At 59.7% G+C, this 17,259-nt stretch carries 15 protein-coding genes; 7 read left to right on the top strand and 8 right to left on the bottom strand.

Features of this window, described 5'->3' with window-relative positions; all coding sequences use genetic code 11:
- Window positions 1-94: 94 nt before the first annotated feature.
- From AC07N4_RS11010 to AC07N4_RS10990, 5 genes are all read right to left on the bottom strand, one after another.
- On the bottom strand, window positions 95-2,917 hold the full coding sequence (locus AC07N4_RS11010; protein WP_493065245.1) for an FAD-binding and (Fe-S)-binding domain-containing protein: 2,823 nt from the start codon (window positions 2,915-2,917) through the stop codon (window positions 95-97).
- Window positions 2,914-3,585 carry a LutC/YkgG family protein gene (locus AC07N4_RS11005; RefSeq protein ID WP_493065246.1) on the bottom strand — a complete coding sequence of 224 codons (672 nt, stop codon included), beginning with the start codon at window positions 3,583-3,585 and terminating at the stop codon, window positions 2,914-2,916. The genes AC07N4_RS11010 and AC07N4_RS11005 overlap by 4 nt, the downstream gene beginning before the upstream one ends.
- Window positions 3,582-5,039 carry a LutB/LldF family L-lactate oxidation iron-sulfur protein gene (locus tag AC07N4_RS11000; RefSeq protein WP_493065247.1) on the bottom strand — a complete coding sequence of 486 codons (1,458 nt, stop codon included), beginning with the start codon at window positions 5,037-5,039 and terminating at the stop codon, window positions 3,582-3,584. Before AC07N4_RS11000 ends, AC07N4_RS11005 begins: the two co-directional genes overlap by 4 nt.
- Window positions 5,036-5,860 (bottom strand): (Fe-S)-binding protein, encoded by an 825-nt coding sequence (locus AC07N4_RS10995; protein ID WP_493065248.1) that lies wholly within the window; start codon window positions 5,858-5,860, stop codon window positions 5,036-5,038. Before AC07N4_RS10995 ends, AC07N4_RS11000 begins: the two co-directional genes overlap by 4 nt.
- A 150-nt stretch (window positions 5,861-6,010) precedes the next feature.
- On the bottom strand, window positions 6,011-7,705 hold the full coding sequence (locus AC07N4_RS10990) for a lactate permease LctP family transporter (RefSeq protein ID WP_493065249.1): 1,695 nt from the start codon (window positions 7,703-7,705) through the stop codon (window positions 6,011-6,013).
- A 261-nt stretch (window positions 7,706-7,966) separates the two neighbouring features.
- Here AC07N4_RS10990 and AC07N4_RS10985 point away from each other — a divergent pair, with 261 nt between their 5' ends.
- Window positions 7,967-8,734 (top strand): FCD domain-containing protein, encoded by a 768-nt coding sequence (locus tag AC07N4_RS10985; RefSeq protein WP_096818803.1) that lies wholly within the window; start codon window positions 7,967-7,969, stop codon window positions 8,732-8,734.
- 56 nt (window positions 8,735-8,790) lie between these two features.
- Here the strand turns inward: AC07N4_RS10985 and smpB are convergent, their stop codons facing one another.
- The gene (gene smpB, locus AC07N4_RS10980; RefSeq protein ID WP_007915208.1) at window positions 8,791-9,273 is read right to left on the bottom strand and encodes an SsrA-binding protein SmpB; all 483 of its coding nucleotides are present in this window, start codon (window positions 9,271-9,273) and stop codon (window positions 8,791-8,793) included.
- 119 nt (window positions 9,274-9,392) lie between these two features.
- On the opposite strand from smpB, the gene AC07N4_RS10975 reads away from it, so the two are divergent.
- From AC07N4_RS10975 to AC07N4_RS10965, 3 genes are read left to right on the top strand one after another with little or no spacing between them, the layout of a single operon-like run.
- Window positions 9,393-10,796, top strand: coding sequence for a sodium-dependent transporter (locus tag AC07N4_RS10975; protein ID WP_493065250.1), 1,404 nt, complete (start codon window positions 9,393-9,395; stop codon window positions 10,794-10,796).
- 7 nt (window positions 10,797-10,803) lie between these two features.
- The gene (locus AC07N4_RS10970; RefSeq protein ID WP_003221509.1) at window positions 10,804-11,238 is read left to right on the top strand and encodes a type II toxin-antitoxin system RatA family toxin; all 435 of its coding nucleotides are present in this window, start codon (window positions 10,804-10,806) and stop codon (window positions 11,236-11,238) included.
- Window positions 11,231-11,545, top strand: a complete 315-nt coding sequence (locus AC07N4_RS10965; RefSeq protein ID WP_493065251.1) for an RnfH family protein — start codon at window positions 11,231-11,233, stop codon at window positions 11,543-11,545. The genes AC07N4_RS10970 and AC07N4_RS10965 overlap by 8 nt, the downstream gene beginning before the upstream one ends.
- 60 nt (window positions 11,546-11,605) lie before the next feature.
- On the opposite strand, the gene AC07N4_RS10960 is transcribed toward AC07N4_RS10965, so the two are convergent.
- Window positions 11,606-12,133, bottom strand: a complete 528-nt coding sequence (locus AC07N4_RS10960; RefSeq protein ID WP_096818809.1) for an outer membrane protein assembly factor BamE — start codon at window positions 12,131-12,133, stop codon at window positions 11,606-11,608.
- Between the two features lie 97 nt (window positions 12,134-12,230).
- Here AC07N4_RS10960 and fur point away from each other — a divergent pair, with 97 nt between their 5' ends.
- Window positions 12,231-12,635, top strand: coding sequence for a ferric iron uptake transcriptional regulator (fur, locus tag AC07N4_RS10955; RefSeq protein WP_064119476.1), 405 nt, complete (start codon window positions 12,231-12,233; stop codon window positions 12,633-12,635).
- Window positions 12,636-12,710: 75 nt separating this feature from the next.
- Here the strand turns inward: fur and recN are convergent, their stop codons facing one another.
- Complete coding sequence (gene recN / locus AC07N4_RS10950) at window positions 12,711-14,384, bottom strand: DNA repair protein RecN (protein WP_096818812.1); 1,674 nt, start codon at window positions 14,382-14,384, stop codon at window positions 12,711-12,713.
- A gap of 240 nt (window positions 14,385-14,624) precedes the next feature.
- On the opposite strand from recN, the gene grpE reads away from it, so the two are divergent.
- A complete protein-coding gene (gene grpE, locus AC07N4_RS10945; protein ID WP_262194645.1) occupies window positions 14,625-15,194 on the top strand; it encodes a nucleotide exchange factor GrpE in 570 nt (189 codons plus the stop codon).
- A 102-nt stretch (window positions 15,195-15,296) separates the two neighbouring features.
- Complete coding sequence (gene dnaK / locus AC07N4_RS10940; RefSeq protein WP_096818817.1) at window positions 15,297-17,213, top strand: molecular chaperone DnaK; 1,917 nt, start codon at window positions 15,297-15,299, stop codon at window positions 17,211-17,213.
- The last annotated feature ends 46 nt before the right edge of the window (window positions 17,214-17,259 follow it).

The following is a 17,259-nucleotide window of genomic DNA, read 5'->3' as shown; positions in this document are numbered from 1 at the left end:
CTGGCCGTCAGGACGGGCAACCGAATGGAGGAAAAGCCCCGTCAGCGGGGCTTGTTCTGTGGACTGTGGTCGCTCGCAAGGGTTCTATTTTTCTTCAGATGATGGTTCCTCGGGGTTTGGCTCGGGTCACTCGATCCACCAGATACACCAGGCCGTGGTAGTCGATGCCTCCATGTTGTGTCAGACCGATCTCGCAGGTGCGGCTGGTGGAAATCCCTTCGCTGCAATGCTGCACCGCGTCCTTGAGAGTGCGCAGCGAGTGGCTGTTCAGCTCCGGCGTGGTGAAGCCCTTGTCACCAGCAAAACCACAGCAATGAATGCCTTCCGGGATCACCACGTTCTTGCTGCACTTGCGCGCCAGATCGATCAGTGCCTGGCTTTCCCCCAGGTGCTGAGTGCTGCACGTCACATGAACGGCAATCGGTGCTTCCTGCGGGATGAACTCCAGCCGATCGATCAGGTGCGTACGGATAAAACGCACAGGGTCATACAGATCAAGGCGAACATTTCCCACATCCTGCACCAGTCGCAATGTGCAGGGGCTGGTGTCGCAATAGATCGGGTCGAGTCCGCCGCGGCTGGCGTGGAGCAAGGCGCCGATCAACTCCTGACGCTTGTGCTCGGCCTGCTCGGCGTAGCCTTTGGAGGCGAACGGCTGGCCGCAGCAGAGGTTGTCCAGATTGTCCGGGAACACCACCTGATAACCGGCCTTTTCCAGCAAGCCACGGGTTTTGTCGTACAGCGACATCTGCTCCTTGTCACCCGCTGCGGGGCCCATCACCCGCGACACGCAGGCCGCCAGATACACCACACGCGGACGTTCGTCCGACACCGTTGTACTGAGGCGAATGGCTTTTTCCGGTTGCGGCATCGCGTTGGTCCACTGCGGCACCTGGCCTTTGGACAAGCGTGTCAGCGTCGCTGAAAGCTTCGCCAGACGCGGCGCTCCCAGCAGCATTCGTGCACCGTTGGCCACGTGCAGGGTGAAGCGCGCTCCTTGCAGGGTGGTGGCGAAATTTCCTTCGATCCAGTTGGCCGTTTTCGTGTGCGTGGCGTGACGGCTGCGCAGCTTTTTCACCAGCTCACCGGTATTGATACCTACAGGGCAACGCTGCGCGCACAAACCGGTCGCGGCGCAGGTGTCGATGCCCTGGTATTCGTAGGCTTTTTCCAGTTCGGTGGTGTCGATCCCGGCGCGTTTTCGCGCCTGAATGTCGCGCCAGATCACGATGCGCTGGCGGGGGCTCAGGGTCAGGCCCTTCGATGGACAAACCGGCTCACAGAAACCGCACTCGATGCACTTATCCACAATCTCATCGGCGGCAGGCAGCGGCTTCAGGTGCTTGAGGTGGATCTGTGGATCTTCGCTGAGCACTACGTCCGGGTTGAGAATGCCTTGGGGGTCGAGCAGGCGCTTGAGCTGCCACATCAATTGATAGGCATCGCTGCCCCATTCCAGTTCGACAAACGGCGCCATGTTGCGCCCGGTGCCGTGTTCGGCCTTCAGCGAACCGCCGAACTCCACGGCCACCAGTTGCGCCACGTCGTCCATGAACGCCTGATAGCGTGCGACTTCTTCCGGGCTGTTGAAGCCTTGAGTGAAGACGAAGTGCAGATTGCCTTCCAGTGCGTGTCCGAAAAGGATTGCTTCGTCGTAGTGATGTTTGTCGAACAGCTCGATCAGGCGATTCACGCCGATGGCCAGTTGTTCCACCGGGAAGGTCACGTCTTCGATGATCACCGTGGTGCCGGTCTTGCGCACGGCGCCGACGGCGGGGAAGGTGTCCTTGCGGATCGCCCAGAGGCGGGCGTTCTCGACCGGGTCTTCGGTGAAGTCGACCTGCTTTTCCACCGGGAAATCACCGAGCGACGCCATGATCTGCGCCAGTTGTTCCTGCAACAACGTGGAAGAAGCGGCGCGGGATTCGATCAGCAGAGCGCAGGCATTGTTCGACAGCTGCTGTACGAAATCCGGCATGCCGGGTTTGTCCTGCACCGAGCGCAGACTGCGGCGGTCGAGCAATTCCACGGCGGACACCGGTTGGCTTTTCAGCACGGTGACGGCGTTGCAGCAGGTTTCCACGTCGGGGAAAACGATCAGTGCCGAGGCCTTGTTCGGGTGGTCGATCACTGTGTCGTACGTTACCGCGCTGATGAAGCCGAGTGTGCCTTCGGAGCCGACCAGCAAGTGACTCAAGATATCCACAGGCTCATCGAAATCCACCAGGGCGTTGAGCGACAGGCCGGTGGTATTTTTCAGACGGTATTTGTGGCGGATTCGCGCAGCCAGTTCGGCATTGGCGCGGGTCTCGCGGCCCAGTGTTGCCAGGCGTTCCAGCAATTCACCGTGGCTCGTTCGAAACGCCGCGACACTGGAAGCGTCCTCGGTGTCGAGTCGGGTTCCGTCGGCCAAAACCAGACGAATTCCCGCCAGCGTGTGATAGGTATTTTGTGCAGTGCCGCAGCACATGCCGCTGGCGTTGTTGGCGACGATGCCGCCGATCTTGCAGGCATTGATCGACGCCGGATCGGGGCCTATCTTGCGCCCGAATGGCGCGAGCCATGCGTTAGCCTGGGCGCCGATCACGCCCGGTTGCAGGCGGATCTGCGTGCCTTGCCCTCGGATCTCACGGGCATTCCAGTTATCCCCCAGCACGATCAGCACAGAATCGCTGATCGCCTGGCCGGACAGGCTGGTGCCGGCGGCGCGGAAGGTCACCGGGACCTGATCACGCTGGGCCAGTTTCAGCAGCGCCACCACTTCATCTTCGGATTCGACGCGGATCACCAGTTGCGGAATCAGTCGGTAGAAGCTGGCATCGGTGCCGAATGCCAGAGTCGACAATGGATCATCGAAGCGGCGCTCGGCAGGGATCAGTTGCTGCGCATCACGCAGGAAAGTCGCCGGTAAAGTCATTGGTCCTCCAGGATCAACACCACCAGGTCTTTCGGGCCGTGGGCGCCGTAGGCCAGCACTTGTTCAATATCGGCGGTTTTCGACGGGCCGGACACCAGCAATGCATTGGTCGGCATGCCCTGTGCCCACTCGAACTCCTGTTGCACCTGAAAGAAGTTGTCGCGGATCTGGCTGGCCTTGAGCAGGGCGAAATGCACTGGGGGCACCAGGCTCATCAGCCGTGGCTCTTCGCGGGTCGGCCACAGAATCAGGCTGCCGGTAGCAGCGATGGCGCCGAGGGTGCCGGTGAGGCTGGCCGGGGTGTCGTTGAACAGCTCGGCTTTCCAGTCTTCCATTGGCCGGTCGTAGGATTTCAGAGTCGGCAGATCAGGATTGTTCGCCCAGTGCTGTGTGATGCGCTGCCCGTGAGGCGTAGTCGGTGCGATCAGCAGGCTCGGCAACTGGCGGTCGCGCAGCAATTGCGCCAGCAGCGCCGGCCACGCGTCAGCGGACGTCAGGTGGATTTCGGTGTGCACTGCTTCCATCAGTTTGCGCAACTGCGGGATGCGTTGTTCGGCGCTGTAGGTATAAGGCTGGGTCACCAGATCGACATCGAAGTTGTCGGCAATCGGTGTGGTGCCCGTCAGACTGTTCCGTAACTTGCCGAGGATGTTTTGCTTGGCACTCATCGACGGTCTCCTTGTTTGGCCAGGTGCTCGCGAGCCATGTCATGCAGTGAGCGGGCGGCGGGTTTCGGAGCGCTGTGATTCTGCGTCCACGGGCCGACGTTGTTCGGCGTCAGCGCGCGCAGGCGCGTGGCGAAAAACGCAAACAGCCGATACAAAGTCGGCGAGCTGTTGAGCTTCGCCCAGGCGTTCCAGATGAAGCGTTCCTTGCGCGAATACTTGCTGCCTTGGCCGCGCATCACTTGATGTGGAGTGTCCGGAGCTTTGACGTTCTCTTCGCGCAGGCGGCGCAGCAGTGCGGGGATAGGGATTTTTACCGGACACACTTCACCGCAGGCGCCGCACAACGAAGAGGCGCTCGGGTGATCCGGGACTTTCGCCAGGCCGACCATGTGCGGAGTGATGATTTTGCCGATCGGGCCGGGGTAAACCTCGCCGTAGGTATGGCCACCGACACGGGTGTAGACCGGGCAATGATTCATGCAGGCGCCGCAGCGGATGCAGTTCAGGGTCTGGCGCAGTTCGCTGTCGGCGAAGGCCTGGCTGCGGCCGTTGTCGAGCAACACCAGGTGCACTTCCTGCGGGCCGTCGAGTTCGTGTTCCTTGCGCGGGCCGGAGATCATGTTGACGTAGGTGGTGATCGGAATGCCCAGCGCCGAGCGGGTCAGCAACGACAGCAGCGGCACCACGTCGCGCAGGTTTTCCACGACTTTTTCGATGCCGGTAACGGCGATGTGCACCGGTGGCACGGTGGTGGTCATGCGCCCGTTGCCTTCGTTTTCCACCAGCAGCAAGGTGCCGGTTTCGGCCACGGCGAAGTTGACGCCGGAGACGCCGATGTCCGCTTCGAAGAATTTCTGCCGCAGGACCCTGCGACCGATCTGAATGAGTTGGTCAACGTCCTTGGTGTATTCCACGCCAAGTTTGTCGTGGAACAAGGACGCGACCTGACCGGCATTCTTGTGGATTGCCGGCATGATTATGTGAGAAGGCTTCTCGTGGTCGAGCTGGACGATGTACTCCCCCATGTCGGACTCCAGACATTCAATGTCCCGAGCCTCGAGGAAATGGTTCATCTCCATCTCTTCGCTGACCATCGATTTGCCCTTGATCACTTGCCGCGCCTCGTGAGCGCGGATGATCGAAAGGACGATGCCATTGGCCTCGTCCACCGTTTCCGCCCAGTGCACTGTCACACCGTTGCGGGTCAGGTTCTGTTCCAGTTGCTCGAGCAGGTCGGGCAACTTGGAGAGCGCGCGGGCACGGATTGCATTGCCCAGTTCGCGCAGGTGTTCTCTTTCGTGGGCATCGCTGAAAGCCGCGGCCCGCTTGGTCATCAATGAATCCATCGCAGTGCGGAAGTTGTTCCGCAACTGCTGGTCGCCCAAGGCGTTGTGCGCCCTGGTGCGGAAATCTTCTTCTACGGCAACCGTAGGAATAATCGTGGAAGTGCTCATCGGGCACCTCCGGTTCGTTGCCAGAGGAAGCTCGCCAGGTGTTGCCCGCGCAGCGCTTCCTTCTGTTTTTCCAGCGAGCCGTTGATGTTCATCAGGCAGCCGCAGTCGGCACTGAGTACCTGATGCGCACCGGATTCCTTCAACGCCCGGGTCTTGTCAGCCACCATCGCGCCGGAAATGTCTGGCATACGGACGCTGAATGTCCCACCGAAGCCACAGCATTCGCTTTCGTGATCGTGGTTGACCCGTTCCACGTTGCTCAACTGCGCCAACAACTCGCGGCCGTGCAGGTGGGTGTTCATTTCCCGTCGCGCCGAACACGAGGTGTGCAGTGCCACTTTGACCGGCTCGCCGCTGTCCTTGAGCTGCACCTTGCAGACGAACAGCAGGAACTCGGCCAATTCATAGGTGCGGGCCGCGAGGGCCTGAACCTGTTTCAACGTTTCCGGCTCGTCCTTGAACAAGTCGGCGTAATGCTCGCGCAGCATTCCTGCGCAGGAACCCGACGGCACCACCACCGGATAATCGCCGGCAAACAGCGCCAGTTGCGAGCGCGCCACCGTCCGCGCCTGCTCGGTGTAACCCGAGGTGTAGGCCGGTTGTCCGCAGCAGCTCTGCCCTTGCGGGTAGTCGACCCGAATGCCCTCGCGTTCCAGCAAATGGATCGCGTCCATCCCGGCTTCGGGATAAAACAGGTCGACCACGCAGGTGCCGAACAGGTAGACCCGCGACGGTTTCTTGCTCGGGTATTGCCGGGGCTCGGGCAGTGGCGGTGCAACGCGAGTGGCGTTGGGCACAGCGTTGTAAAAAAGCTCGCTCATCAGGCGTGTCTCCGGGTGGGCCCGGTTATCCGTCTGTTGAGGCTGCCGAATATAGAGTGCATTGCTTTCAGCAGCCTTACAGACCGGGTTGTGAATTGCTGACGCCGGAATCACGAACCGACGTCGGTTATTTCCATGTCGCTTGTGGTCTTAATGCACCAGCATGCCGGTGAACCAGTAGGCCTGGGCCAGGGTGATCAGGCCGACAATCGTTGCAAAGAATAGGCTGTGCTTGAGGGTGAAGCGGAACAGATCGGATTCCTTGCCCACCAGCCCGGTCGCGGCGCAGGCCACGGCAATCGACTGTGGCGAAATCATCTTGCCGGTCACGCCGCCGCTGGTATTGGCCGCTACCAGCAAGGTGTCGTTGACCCCGATCTGGTGCGCGGTGGTCGCTTGCAGCGAACTGAACAGCGCGTTGGACGACGTATCGGAACCAGTCAGGAACACGCCCAGCCAACCCAGGAACGGCGAGAAGAACGGGAACGCCGCGCCGGTCGCGGCCAGCACCAGGGCCATGGTCGAAGACATGCCGGAATAGTTGGTGACGAAGGCGAATGCCAGCACCATGCCGATCGACAAAATTGGCCAGCGCAGTTCGTAGAAAGTCTCTTTAAGAGTGGTAAGACCAATTTTGAAATTGATCTTCAGGATGATCATCGAGATCAAAGCCGAGAAGAAAATCGCCGTGCCGGTAGCGGAAATCGGGTCGAGTTTGAACACGGCCGGAATGGCTGTCGGCGTCGCGACGATCGGTGCGGTCTTGATCACCAGTTGATCCAGGTGCGGGATCGCGAAGTTGAACACCCAGGCGTACATCGAGCCGCCAGCGGCGAACATAGCCTTGAACGGTTTGAGCGTCCAGATGGTGACCAGCACGGTGAGGATCAGGAACGGTGACCAGGCCTTGAAGATTTCCCCGAGGCTGTAGGGCGAAGCGATGGTGGTGCGTTTCTGGCCGAAACCGCCGACGCTGGCAGTGACCGCCACGCTCGAGGTGGCGCCGGCGATCTGTGCACCCGCGGTGCGTTTTGGTTGCCAGACTTTTAGGAACAGGGTCAGCGAGATCAGGCTGGCCAGGGCCGAGGTGATGTCCGGCAGTTCCGGGCCGATGAAGTTCGAGGTGAAGTACTGGGTCACGGCAAAGCTCAGGCCGGCAACCAGCGCCGCTGGCCAGGTTTCACGCACGCCGCGCAGGCCGTCCATCATGAACACCAGCCAGAACGGCACGAACAGGGACAGCAGCGGCAGTTGGCGGCCGGTCATGGCGCCAATCTTGAACGCATCGATACCGGTGACCTGCCCGGCGACGATGATCGGAATCCCCAGTGCACCGAACGCGACCGGCGCGGTGTTGGCAATCAGGCACAGGCCAGCGGCGTACAGCGGGTTGAAGCCCAGTCCTACGAGCAGCGCAGCGGTAATCGCCACCGGCGCGCCGAAACCGGCTGCGCCTTCGAGGAAGGCACCGAAGCAGAAACCGATCAGCAGCACCTGCAAGCGCTGGTCATCGGTGATCGACAGCACCGAACTGCGGATGACTTCGAACTGACCGCTCTTAACCGTCAGTTTGTACAGAAACACCGCCGCGACAATGATCCAGGCAATCGGCCACAGACCATAGGCGAAACCATAACCAGCGGCGGCGAGCGCCATGTCGACCGGCATCTGAAACGCAAAGATCGCCACAAGGATCGCCAGGGCCAGCGTGATGCTGCCGGCGACATGACCTTTGAGGCGGAACACCGCCAGGGCGAGGAAGAAGAACACGATGGGGATGACGGCCGCGAGTGCGGACACGCCGAGACTGCCGAGCGGGCTGTAGAGCTGTTGCCAGGTTTGCATATGGGGTGGCCCCTAATTGTTGTTGGTCAGGCACTGTCAGCGTTCTTGGTTAATTGGTAAGACCAATTTACAATCGCTGTTGGCTAGGGTAAAAGCCTTGATGTCGGTGTGTCAATTTGCCGCCCTAAAACTTTTGTCGAATGACCGGTGCAGGCTCGATCTGATCCGGTCCGGGGCGTTTCATCTGGCAGGTGTCGGCAAGGCGCCGATAGGCCAGAATAGAGAGCCCGGCGAGTGGTCGGGATCGTGGAGAATTGAGTGATGGGGTTTGATCAGATACGTCAGCGCCGTTTGTCTGACGATATTGTCGAGCGGCTTGAGGGGATGATCCTCGAGGGGACATTGAAGTCCGGCGAGCGCCTGCCGGCCGAGCGCACATTGGCCGAGCAGTTCGGTGTGTCCCGGCCTTCGTTGCGCGAGGCAATCCAGAAGCTGGCGGCCAAGGGGCTGCTGGTCAGCAAGCAGGGCGGCGGCAATTACGTGGTGGAAAGCCTGGGCTCGACCTTCAGCGACCCATTGCTGCAACTGCTGGAAAGTAATCCCGAGGCCCAGCGCGATCTGCTGGAATTTCGCCACACGCTGGAGGCATCGTGTGCCTATTACGCGGCATTGCGCGCCACCGATGTGGATCGCGAGCGGCTGACCGCGGCGTTCGAAGAACTACAGGATTGCTACTCGCGCCATGACGAAGTGAGTCGGGCGGAGGAGGGGGCGGCGGACGCGAAATTTCATCTGGCAATCGCCGAGGCCAGTCATAACGCGGTGTTGCTGCACACCATTCGCGGACTGTTCGACCTGCTCAAGCGCAATGTGGTGACCAATATCGGCGGCATGTACAAGCAGCGCACGGAAACCCGCGACATGCTGATCACTCAGCACCGGGAACTGTACCAGGCGATTATCGAAGGACGTGCAGAGCAGGCGCGAGAGGTTTCCAGCCGACACATTCTGTATGTACAGGAAGTGCTGGAAGAGGTGCGCCAGGAAGTTCAGCGCGTGGCTCGGGCCGAGCGGCGCAAAGGGATGTAGGTTCAGGCATGACCATTCCCGCGCTGAGCGCGGGAATGGTCATTCAGGCAGAAGAATCAGTCTTCCTTGCCCTTGTTGCGCACCGCACGCTGCAACTCGCGACCGGCATCGCGTTCGCGCTCGGTATCACGCTTGTCGTATTCCTTCTTGCCCTTGCCCAGAGCGATCTCGCACTTGACCATGTGCTTGCTCCAGTACCAGGACAGGCATACGCAGGCGTAACCCTTCTGCTGCACGGCGGCGGCCAGCTTCTCCAGCTCGCGCCGGTTGAGCAGCAGCTTCCGGGTGCGGACCGGGTCAGCGATGACGTGGGTGCTGGCGGTCATCAGTGGCGTGATGTGGCTGCCAAGCAGCCAGGCTTCGCCATCCTTGAGCAGGACGTAACTGTCGACCAGTTGCAGCTTGCTTGCCCGCAGACTTTTTACTTCCCAGCCGGCCAGGACCAGACCAGCCTCGAACTTGTGCTCGATGAAGTAATCGTGTCGCGCCTTTTTGTTCTGCGCGATGGTCCCTGTTGGGTGTTTCTTCTGTTTAGCCATAGGGGCGGCATTATATGGAGATAAACGGCTGTCGGCTACGGTGATGCTGCGTGCTTGAGCAGGTTGAGTGAATCCCGGACAATGCGGCCTCTTTTTCTAACGCTTGGGCGTGATAAACGATGTCGACAGACAAGGTTTCTGTCCACGGCAGTTGGGCTAGCCGCTGGGTTTTCATATTCGCCGCGACCGGTTCGGCCGTGGGATTGGGCAGCATCTGGAAGTTCCCCTACATGGTCGGGGTCTACGGTGGCGGCGCCTTTGTGCTGATGTTTCTGGCCTGCATCGCGCTGATCGGCATTCCGGTGATGCTCGCGGAAACCCTGATCGGCCGGCGTGCGCGGCTGAGTCCGGCCAACGCCCTCAAGGTGCTGGCGATCGAAGCCGGGCATTCGGGCAAGTGGTCGTGGGGCGCGTTCGCCGGGATGATCACGGCGTTGCTGATCCTGTCTTTCTACAGTGTGGTCGGCGGCTGGTCGCTGGATTACATCATTGATATGGGGCGCGGGGATTTCCAGGGGGCGACGGCCGATCAGGTCGGTGCCTATTTCGGCAATGTCATCGCCGACCCTTGGCGTATCACGCTGTGGCACACGGTTTTCATGCTGCTGTCTGCGGTGGTGATCGCCAAAGGCGTGGTCGCCGGGCTTGAACGCAGCCTGCGGATCATGATGCCGCTGTTGTTTGTGATGGTCCTCGTCCTGCTGGGCTATAGCATGACCACCGGGCACTTCATGGAGGGCGTGCATTTCATGTTCGACTTCCACCCGGAGAAAGTCCTCGATGGCTTGCTGCCGGCCATGGGGCACGCGTTCTTCTCCCTGAGCGTGGGCGTGGGCTCGATCATGATCTACGGCGCCTACATGACGAAGGAAGCCTCGCTGTCAGGCACCGTTGTGGGTGTGGCGCTGCTCGATACCTTCGTTTCGCTGGTGGCCGGTCTGGCCTTGTTTCCGATTGTGTTCGCTGGCGGTTTGAACCCGAGCGAAGGCCCGGGGTTGATGTTCGTCAGCCTGCCATTTGCTTTCGGTAATGTGCTTTTCGGCCAGTTGATGGGCGTGGTGTTCTTCGTTCTGGTAGCCATTGCTGCCTGGAGTTCGGCAATTTCCCTGCTGGAGCCGATGGTCGCCTATCTGGTCGAGCGGACTAAAATCAGTCGTGCCTGGGTGACATTCTGGTTGGCGTTCATCTGCTGGTTTGTCGGTCTGGGTACGGTGTTTTCCTTCAATATCTGGAAGGAAGCGAAATTTTTCGTGAACGAAGGCGGAATGTTCCATCTCTACCAATGGGGTGCCGCAGGCGGTCTGGACTTCTTTGGTGTGATCGACTTCTTCACCTCACGGATCATGCTGCCGCTCGGCGGGCTGTGCTTTGTACTGTTTGCCGGATGGGTGATGGGGCGTGACGCGGTGCGCGACGAATTGTCGATTCGCAGCCCGGCGCTGTTCACCTTGTCTCTGTTCTTGATGCGCTATGTGGCGCCCATCGGCATTCTTGTAGTGTTTGCCACCCAGCTCTGGAAGTGACGCTTACATGACGACACATATTCAACGATCAGCGCTGCTGCCTTACCCGGCGCAATTTCTCTATGACCTGGTCAATGACGTGGCGCGTTATCCGGAGTTCCTGCCGTGGTGCTCGTCAGCAGAGGTCCTGGAAAGCTCGCCTGAACACATGCGCGCCAGCGTCGGTGTGGCCAAGGGCGGCCTCAGTCAGCACTTCGTTACACGCAATACCCTGGTGCCGGGACAATCGATCGAAATGAATCTCGAGGAAGGTCCGTTCAATCAATTGCACGGTGTCTGGGTGTTCAAGGCGTTGAACGAGAAAGCCTGCAAGATCAGCCTCGATCTGTCCTTCGATTATGCCGGCCCGTTGGTGCGCGCCACGCTCGGGCCGCTGTTCAATCAGGCTGCCAACACGCTGGTGGATGCATTCTGCCAGCGCGCCAAGCAGATGCATGGTTGAGCCGGTGATCGAAATAGAAGTGGTGTACGCGGCGGTTGATCGTCAGGTGTTGCGCACGATCAGCGTGGCAGAGGGGGCGACGGTGCGTGCTGCACTGTTGGCCAGCGGCATTGATGGCGACTTTCCTGAGCTGGATCTGGCCGGTTGTCCGGTCGGGATTTTCGGCAAAGTGGTTGCCGATCCGGATGTGCGGGTTGTTCAGGCGGGGGATCGCCTCGAAATCTACCGACCACTGCTGGCCGATCCGAAAGAGGTGCGCCGATTGCGGGCCGCCAAGGCTGCCGAGGCTAAAGCCAGAAATCAGTGATGCGCCAAGCTGCAGGCAATAAAAAACCCGGAATTTCCGGGTTTTTTATTGCGTCGCAAATTATTGCGGCGAGGTGTCCAGCGGCTCTGGTGTCGGAACCGGAACGGTTTCCACACCATCGACGTCCTTCTGGATCTGATCCAGCAAGGAACCTGGCTTGACCGGTTTTTCCGGTTTTGGCTTCTCGGCGTTTTCAGCAGGAGCGGTCACGTTAGTGCCACTTTCCTTGCCGAGAATGGCTTCGTCACGGCTCACGCCCGGCATGAAGTCACCGGACAGGCTGACAAGGCGGTCGTTAGAGTCGAAAATGACACTCATGCGTTCCTGCTGGCGTTCACCGCCACCAGGTTGCAGGCTGTACAGATAATCCCAGCGATTGGCATGGAACGTGTCGACAAGCAGAGGGTTGCCCATGATAAACCGTACTTGCGGCCGGGTCATTCCCGGGCGTAACTGGTCTATCATGTCCTGCGTGACGACATTGCCCTGCTGGATGTCGATTTTGTAAACCCCGGGGAATGAACAACCGGCGAGTGCGAGCAGTCCCACAAAGGTGAAACTGGTTAGCAAGAGCTTGGTGTTTTGCATCGGTGGGCGACTTCCACTATCTTGGCTGGGACAACGTAAACGCCGATCATACCCGCATTAAGAGAAGCTGCGAAGCAGCATCGCGAGAAAGCTGACCATGGTTGAAAATAGCGAACTACGCAAAGCCGGCCTCAAAGTGACCCTGCCACGGGTCAAGATCCTGCAAATGCTCGACTCTACCGAGCAGCGTCACATGAGTGCCGAGGACGTCTACAAGGCGTTGATGGAAGCTGGCGAGGACGTCGGTCTGGCCACGGTTTACCGTGTTCTGACCCAGTTCGAAGCGGCTGGCCTCGTGGTCCGTCATAACTTCGATGGCGGTCACGCGGTATTCGAATTGGCCGACGGTGGCCACCACGACCATATGGTCAACGTGGAAACCGGTGAGGTTGTCGAATTCGTCAGCATCGAAATCGAAAAGCTCCAGAAGGCAATTGCCGAAGAGCACGGTGTCGAGTTGGTAGATCACAACCTGGTGCTGTACGTCCGCAAGAAAAAGTAAGCATGTCGCGCGAATTTCAGGTTCGCGAAACGAACGAAGGCGACCCAAGGGTCGCCTTCGTGCTTTCTGTCGTGCTTAAACCTTTGCGGTAACGACCATCTTCTTGGCGTGCGCCAGAGACTCTTTGGTCAGATCAATGCCGCCGAGCATCCTCGCGACTTCTTCTATACGGTCATTTTTGCTCAGCTTCGAGACGGCGGTGTGCGTCGCCTGCTCGCCTCGCACCTTGTGCACGAATAAATGCTGATGACCCTGGGCGGCCACTTGCGGCAAGTGCGTAACGGTCAGTACTTGTCCGCGTTCGCCCAGGCGCCGCAATAGCTGGCCGACAATCTCGGCCGTCGGACCACCGATGCCCACGTCCACTTCGTCGAATACCAGGGTCGGCACGCGCGAGGTCTGGGCGGTGATGACCTGAATCGCCAGGCTGATCCGCGAGAGTTCGCCGCCGGATGCCACTTTAGCCAAGGCCTTCAAGGGTTGGCCGGGGTTGGCGCTGACCAGCAGTTCGACTTGTTCGAGGCCGTTGGGCAGGAGTTCGCCGCTGGCGTTGGGACGCAGCTCTATGGTGAAGCGTCCGCCAGGCATGCCGAGGCGTTGAATCTCCTGCTCGACTGCGCTGGCCAGACTGCCTGCAGCCTGATGGCGCAGATCACTCAGTTCGCGGGCCTTTTCCTGGTAGTGGCGGGCATACGAGGCCAGCTCTTCGCCCAGGCGCTCGATGGATTCGTCGTTGGCGTTGAGGGTTTCGATTTCATCCAGCAGCTTTTGCTGCATCTCGGCGACTTCGGTCGGCTGGATCCGGTGCTTGCGTGCCAGGGTGTAAATGGCGTCCAGACGCTCTTCCAGATACTGCAGGCGCGCCGGATCGGCGTCGAAGTTGTCGAGGAAGCGGTTGAGTTCGCCGACGGCCTCTTCGACCTGGATCTGCGCGCTGGTCAGCAAGCTGCTGGCTTCGCCCAGAGCGCCGATCGAGTTGTTCACGCTCGACAGGCGATTGAGGCTGGCGGTCAGTGCATTCAGCACATTGCCGGAGTCACTTTCACTGCACTGCTCGACCACTTGCCGGCAGATGCCCAGCAGGGTTTCGGCGTTGGTCAGGTTCTTGTGTTCCTGCTCCAGATCTTCCAGTTCGTTCTCGCCGAGACCGAGGTTCTCCAGTTCTTCGAGCTGATAGCTGAGCAGTTGATGACGGGCGCGCTGTTCGTCACCGGAGTTGGACAGGCGCTCCAGCTCCAGGCGGGTCTGGCGCCAGCGCTGGGCGGCCAGTTGTACCTGGCGGGCCAGATCGGTGGCGCCGGCGTATTCGTCGAGCAGGCGACGGTGGGTATCCGTCTTGAGCAGGGATTGGTGTTCGTGCTGGCTGTGGATGTCGATCAGCAGCTCGCCGAGGGCCTTGAGGTCGCCGAGCGGGCAGGGCGTGCCGTTGATATAGCCACGGGAGCGGCCTTCCGAGGTGATGACCCGGCGAAGGATGCACGGGCCGTCGATTTCCAGGTCGCGCTCGGCCAGCCAGGCGCTGGCTTCGGGAATGTCGGCCAGGTCGAAGGTCGCCAGGATATCGGCCTTGTCGGCGCCCGGGCGAACCACGCCGCTGTCGGCGCGATCGCCAAGGGTCAGGCCCAGCGCGTCGAGCATGATCGACTTGCCGGCGCCGGTTTCCCCGGTAATCACGCTCATCCCGCGATCGAGTTCGAGATCGAGATGTTCAACGATGGCGTAGTTGTGTACGGACAGGTGCACCAGCATAAAGGCCGCTCCCAGGCTTCAGGTCTGGTTATTTATACAGTGTTTTGTTTCAGGCTGACAATGCCCTCGCTTGGCTCGATGGCGATGATCCGATCAAATGCTTATCGCGCCCGGGAATGACAATGCAGCACTTTTTTGTAGGGTTAATCATTGTCAGCCCTTGAAGCCTGATTTTGCGGCCCCATATACCGGGGCAGAAGCGCGAATCGAACTCGCGGACGATATTGAAAGGAGAATTCTATGGCTGACGAACAGACAGTAGATACGCAAAATCCAGAAGCCAATCAGGCGCCCGAGACTTCGGGTGATGACCTGGCGACCCGTGTACAAGTGCTCGAAGAGCAATTGGCCGCCGCGCAGGATCAATCGCTGCGCGTAGCTGCCGATCTGCAGAACGTCCGCCGCCGTGCCGAGCAGGATGTCGAAAAGGCGCACAAGTTTGCGCTGGAAAAATTCGCCGGCGACCTGCTGCCGATCGTCGACAGCCTGGAGCGCGGCCTCGAGCTGTCGAACCCGGATGACGAGAGCATCCGTCCGATGCGCGAAGGCATCGAGCTGACCCTGAAAATGTTTCACGACACCCTCGCGCGCTATCAGCTTGTAGCTGTCAGCCCGCAGGAAGGCGAGCCGTTCAACGCCGTGGAACATCAGGCAATGGCCATGCAGGAAAGTGCTGACCTGGAACCGAACAGTGTTCTGAAGGTGTTCCAGAAGGGCTACCAGCTCAACGGTCGCCTGCTGCGTCCGGCGATGGTCGTGGTCAGCAAGGCGCCAGCACCCGTTTCGCCTTCGATTGACGAGAAGGCTTGAAATTAGCCGCAAGGCCCCCATTTAGAAGTCAAGCGTTTAAGTGCTACCGCAGTTGGCCACAACCGCTGCGGCAACCAAATCCAAAGTTTCGGGAGAGTTAACATGGGCAAAATTATCGGTATCGACCTGGGGACTACCAACTCCTGCGTCTCCATTCTTGAAAACGGCCAGGCCAAAGTTATCGAGAACGCCGAAGGCGCGCGTACCACGCCTTCGATCATCGCTTACGCCAACGATGGCGAAATCCTGGTCGGCCAGTCCGCCAAGCGTCAGGCAGTGACCAACCCGCACAACACCCTGTACGCGGTAAAGCGTCTGATCGGTCGTCGCTTCGAAGAAGAAGTCGTACAGAAAGACATTCAGATGGTCCCTTACAAGATCGCCAAGGCTGACAACGGCGACGCGTGGGTTGAAGTGAACGGCCAGAAAATGGCGCCGCCACAAATCTCGGCTGAAATTCTGAAGAAGATGAAGAAGACCGCCGAAGACTACCTCGGCGAAGCTGTGACTGAAGCGGTGATCACCGTTCCGGCCTACTTCAACGACAGCCAGCGCCAGGCGACCAAAGACGCCGGCCGCATCGCCGGTCTGGACGTAAAACGTATCATCAACGAACCAACCGCAGCCGCTCTGGCTTACGGCATGGACAAGGCCAAGGGCGATCACACCGTGATCGTTTACGACCTGGGTGGCGGTACTTTCGACGTATCCGTGATCGAGATCGCTGAAGTTGACGGCGAGCACCAGTTCGAAGTGTTGGCCACCAACGGTGACACTTTCCTGGGCGGTGAAGACTTCGACATTCGTCTGATCGACTACCTCGTTGACGAATTCAAGAAAGAAAGCGGCATGAACCTCAAGGGTGACCCGCTGGCCATGCAGCGCCTGAAAGAAGCCGCTGAAAAAGCCAAGATCGAGCTGTCGTCCGCTCAGTCGACCGACGTGAACCTGCCGTACATCACTGCAGACGCCACCGGTCCTAAGCACCTGAACGTGAAAATCTCGCGTGCCAAGCTCGAAGCACTGGTTGAAGACCTGGTTCAGCGCACCATCGAGCCTTGCCGCATCGCCATGAAAGACGCCGGTATCGACGTTGGCGCGATCAACGACGTGATCCTGGTCGGCGGTCAGACTCGTATGCCGCTGGTACAGAAGCTGGTGACCGATTTCTTCGGTAAAGAAGCTCGTAAAGACGTCAACCCGGACGAAGCCGTTGCCATGGGTGCTGCGATCCAGGGCGCCGTTCTGGCCGGTGACGTGAAAGACGTTCTGCTGCTCGACGTCAGCCCGCTGACCCTGGGTATCGAAACCATGGGTGGCGTGATGACTGCGCTGATCGAGAAAAACACCACGATTCCTACCAAGAAATCGCAAGTGTTCTCGACTGCCGACGACAACCAGGGCGCCGTGACCATTCACGTGCTGCAAGGCGAGCGCAAGCAAGCCGCACAGAACAAGTCTCTGGGCAAGTTCGACCTGGCCGAGATTCCACCAGCGCCACGCGGTGTGCCACAGATCGAAGTGACCTTCGACATCGACGCCAACGGCATCCTGCACGTCGGCGCGAAAGACAAGGCGACCGGCAAAGAGCAGAAGATCACCATCAAGGCCAACTCCGGTCTGTCGGATGAAGAAATCCAGAAGATGGTCCGCGACGCCGAGCTGAACGCTGAGGAAGACCGCAAGTTCGAAGAGCTGGCCGGTGCCCGTAACCAGGGTGACGCGCTGGTTCACTCGACTCGCAAAATGGTCACCGACGCTGGCGACAAAGTGACTGCAGAAGAGAAAACTGCAATCGAAGCGGCCGTGGTTGCCCTGGAAGCTGCTGTCAAAGGCGACGACAAGGCTGCCATCGAAGCGAAGATCGAAGAGCTGTCGAAAGTCTCCGCGCCGGTTGCCCAGAAGATGTACGCCGAACAGGCTCAGCCTGCTGAAGGCGCGGCACCGCACGCAGAGAAAGCTGAAAAGGCTGACGATGTTGTCGATGCCGAGTTCGAAGAAGTCAAAGACCACAAGTAAGTTGTTGGTCGGCCGGTTGACTGCCTTTGGGCACTGACTGGTAGGA

The organism is Pseudomonas sp. GW821-FHT09E04, assembly GCF_059416185.1.
This window is presented reverse-complemented; position numbering and strand designations above follow the sequence as displayed.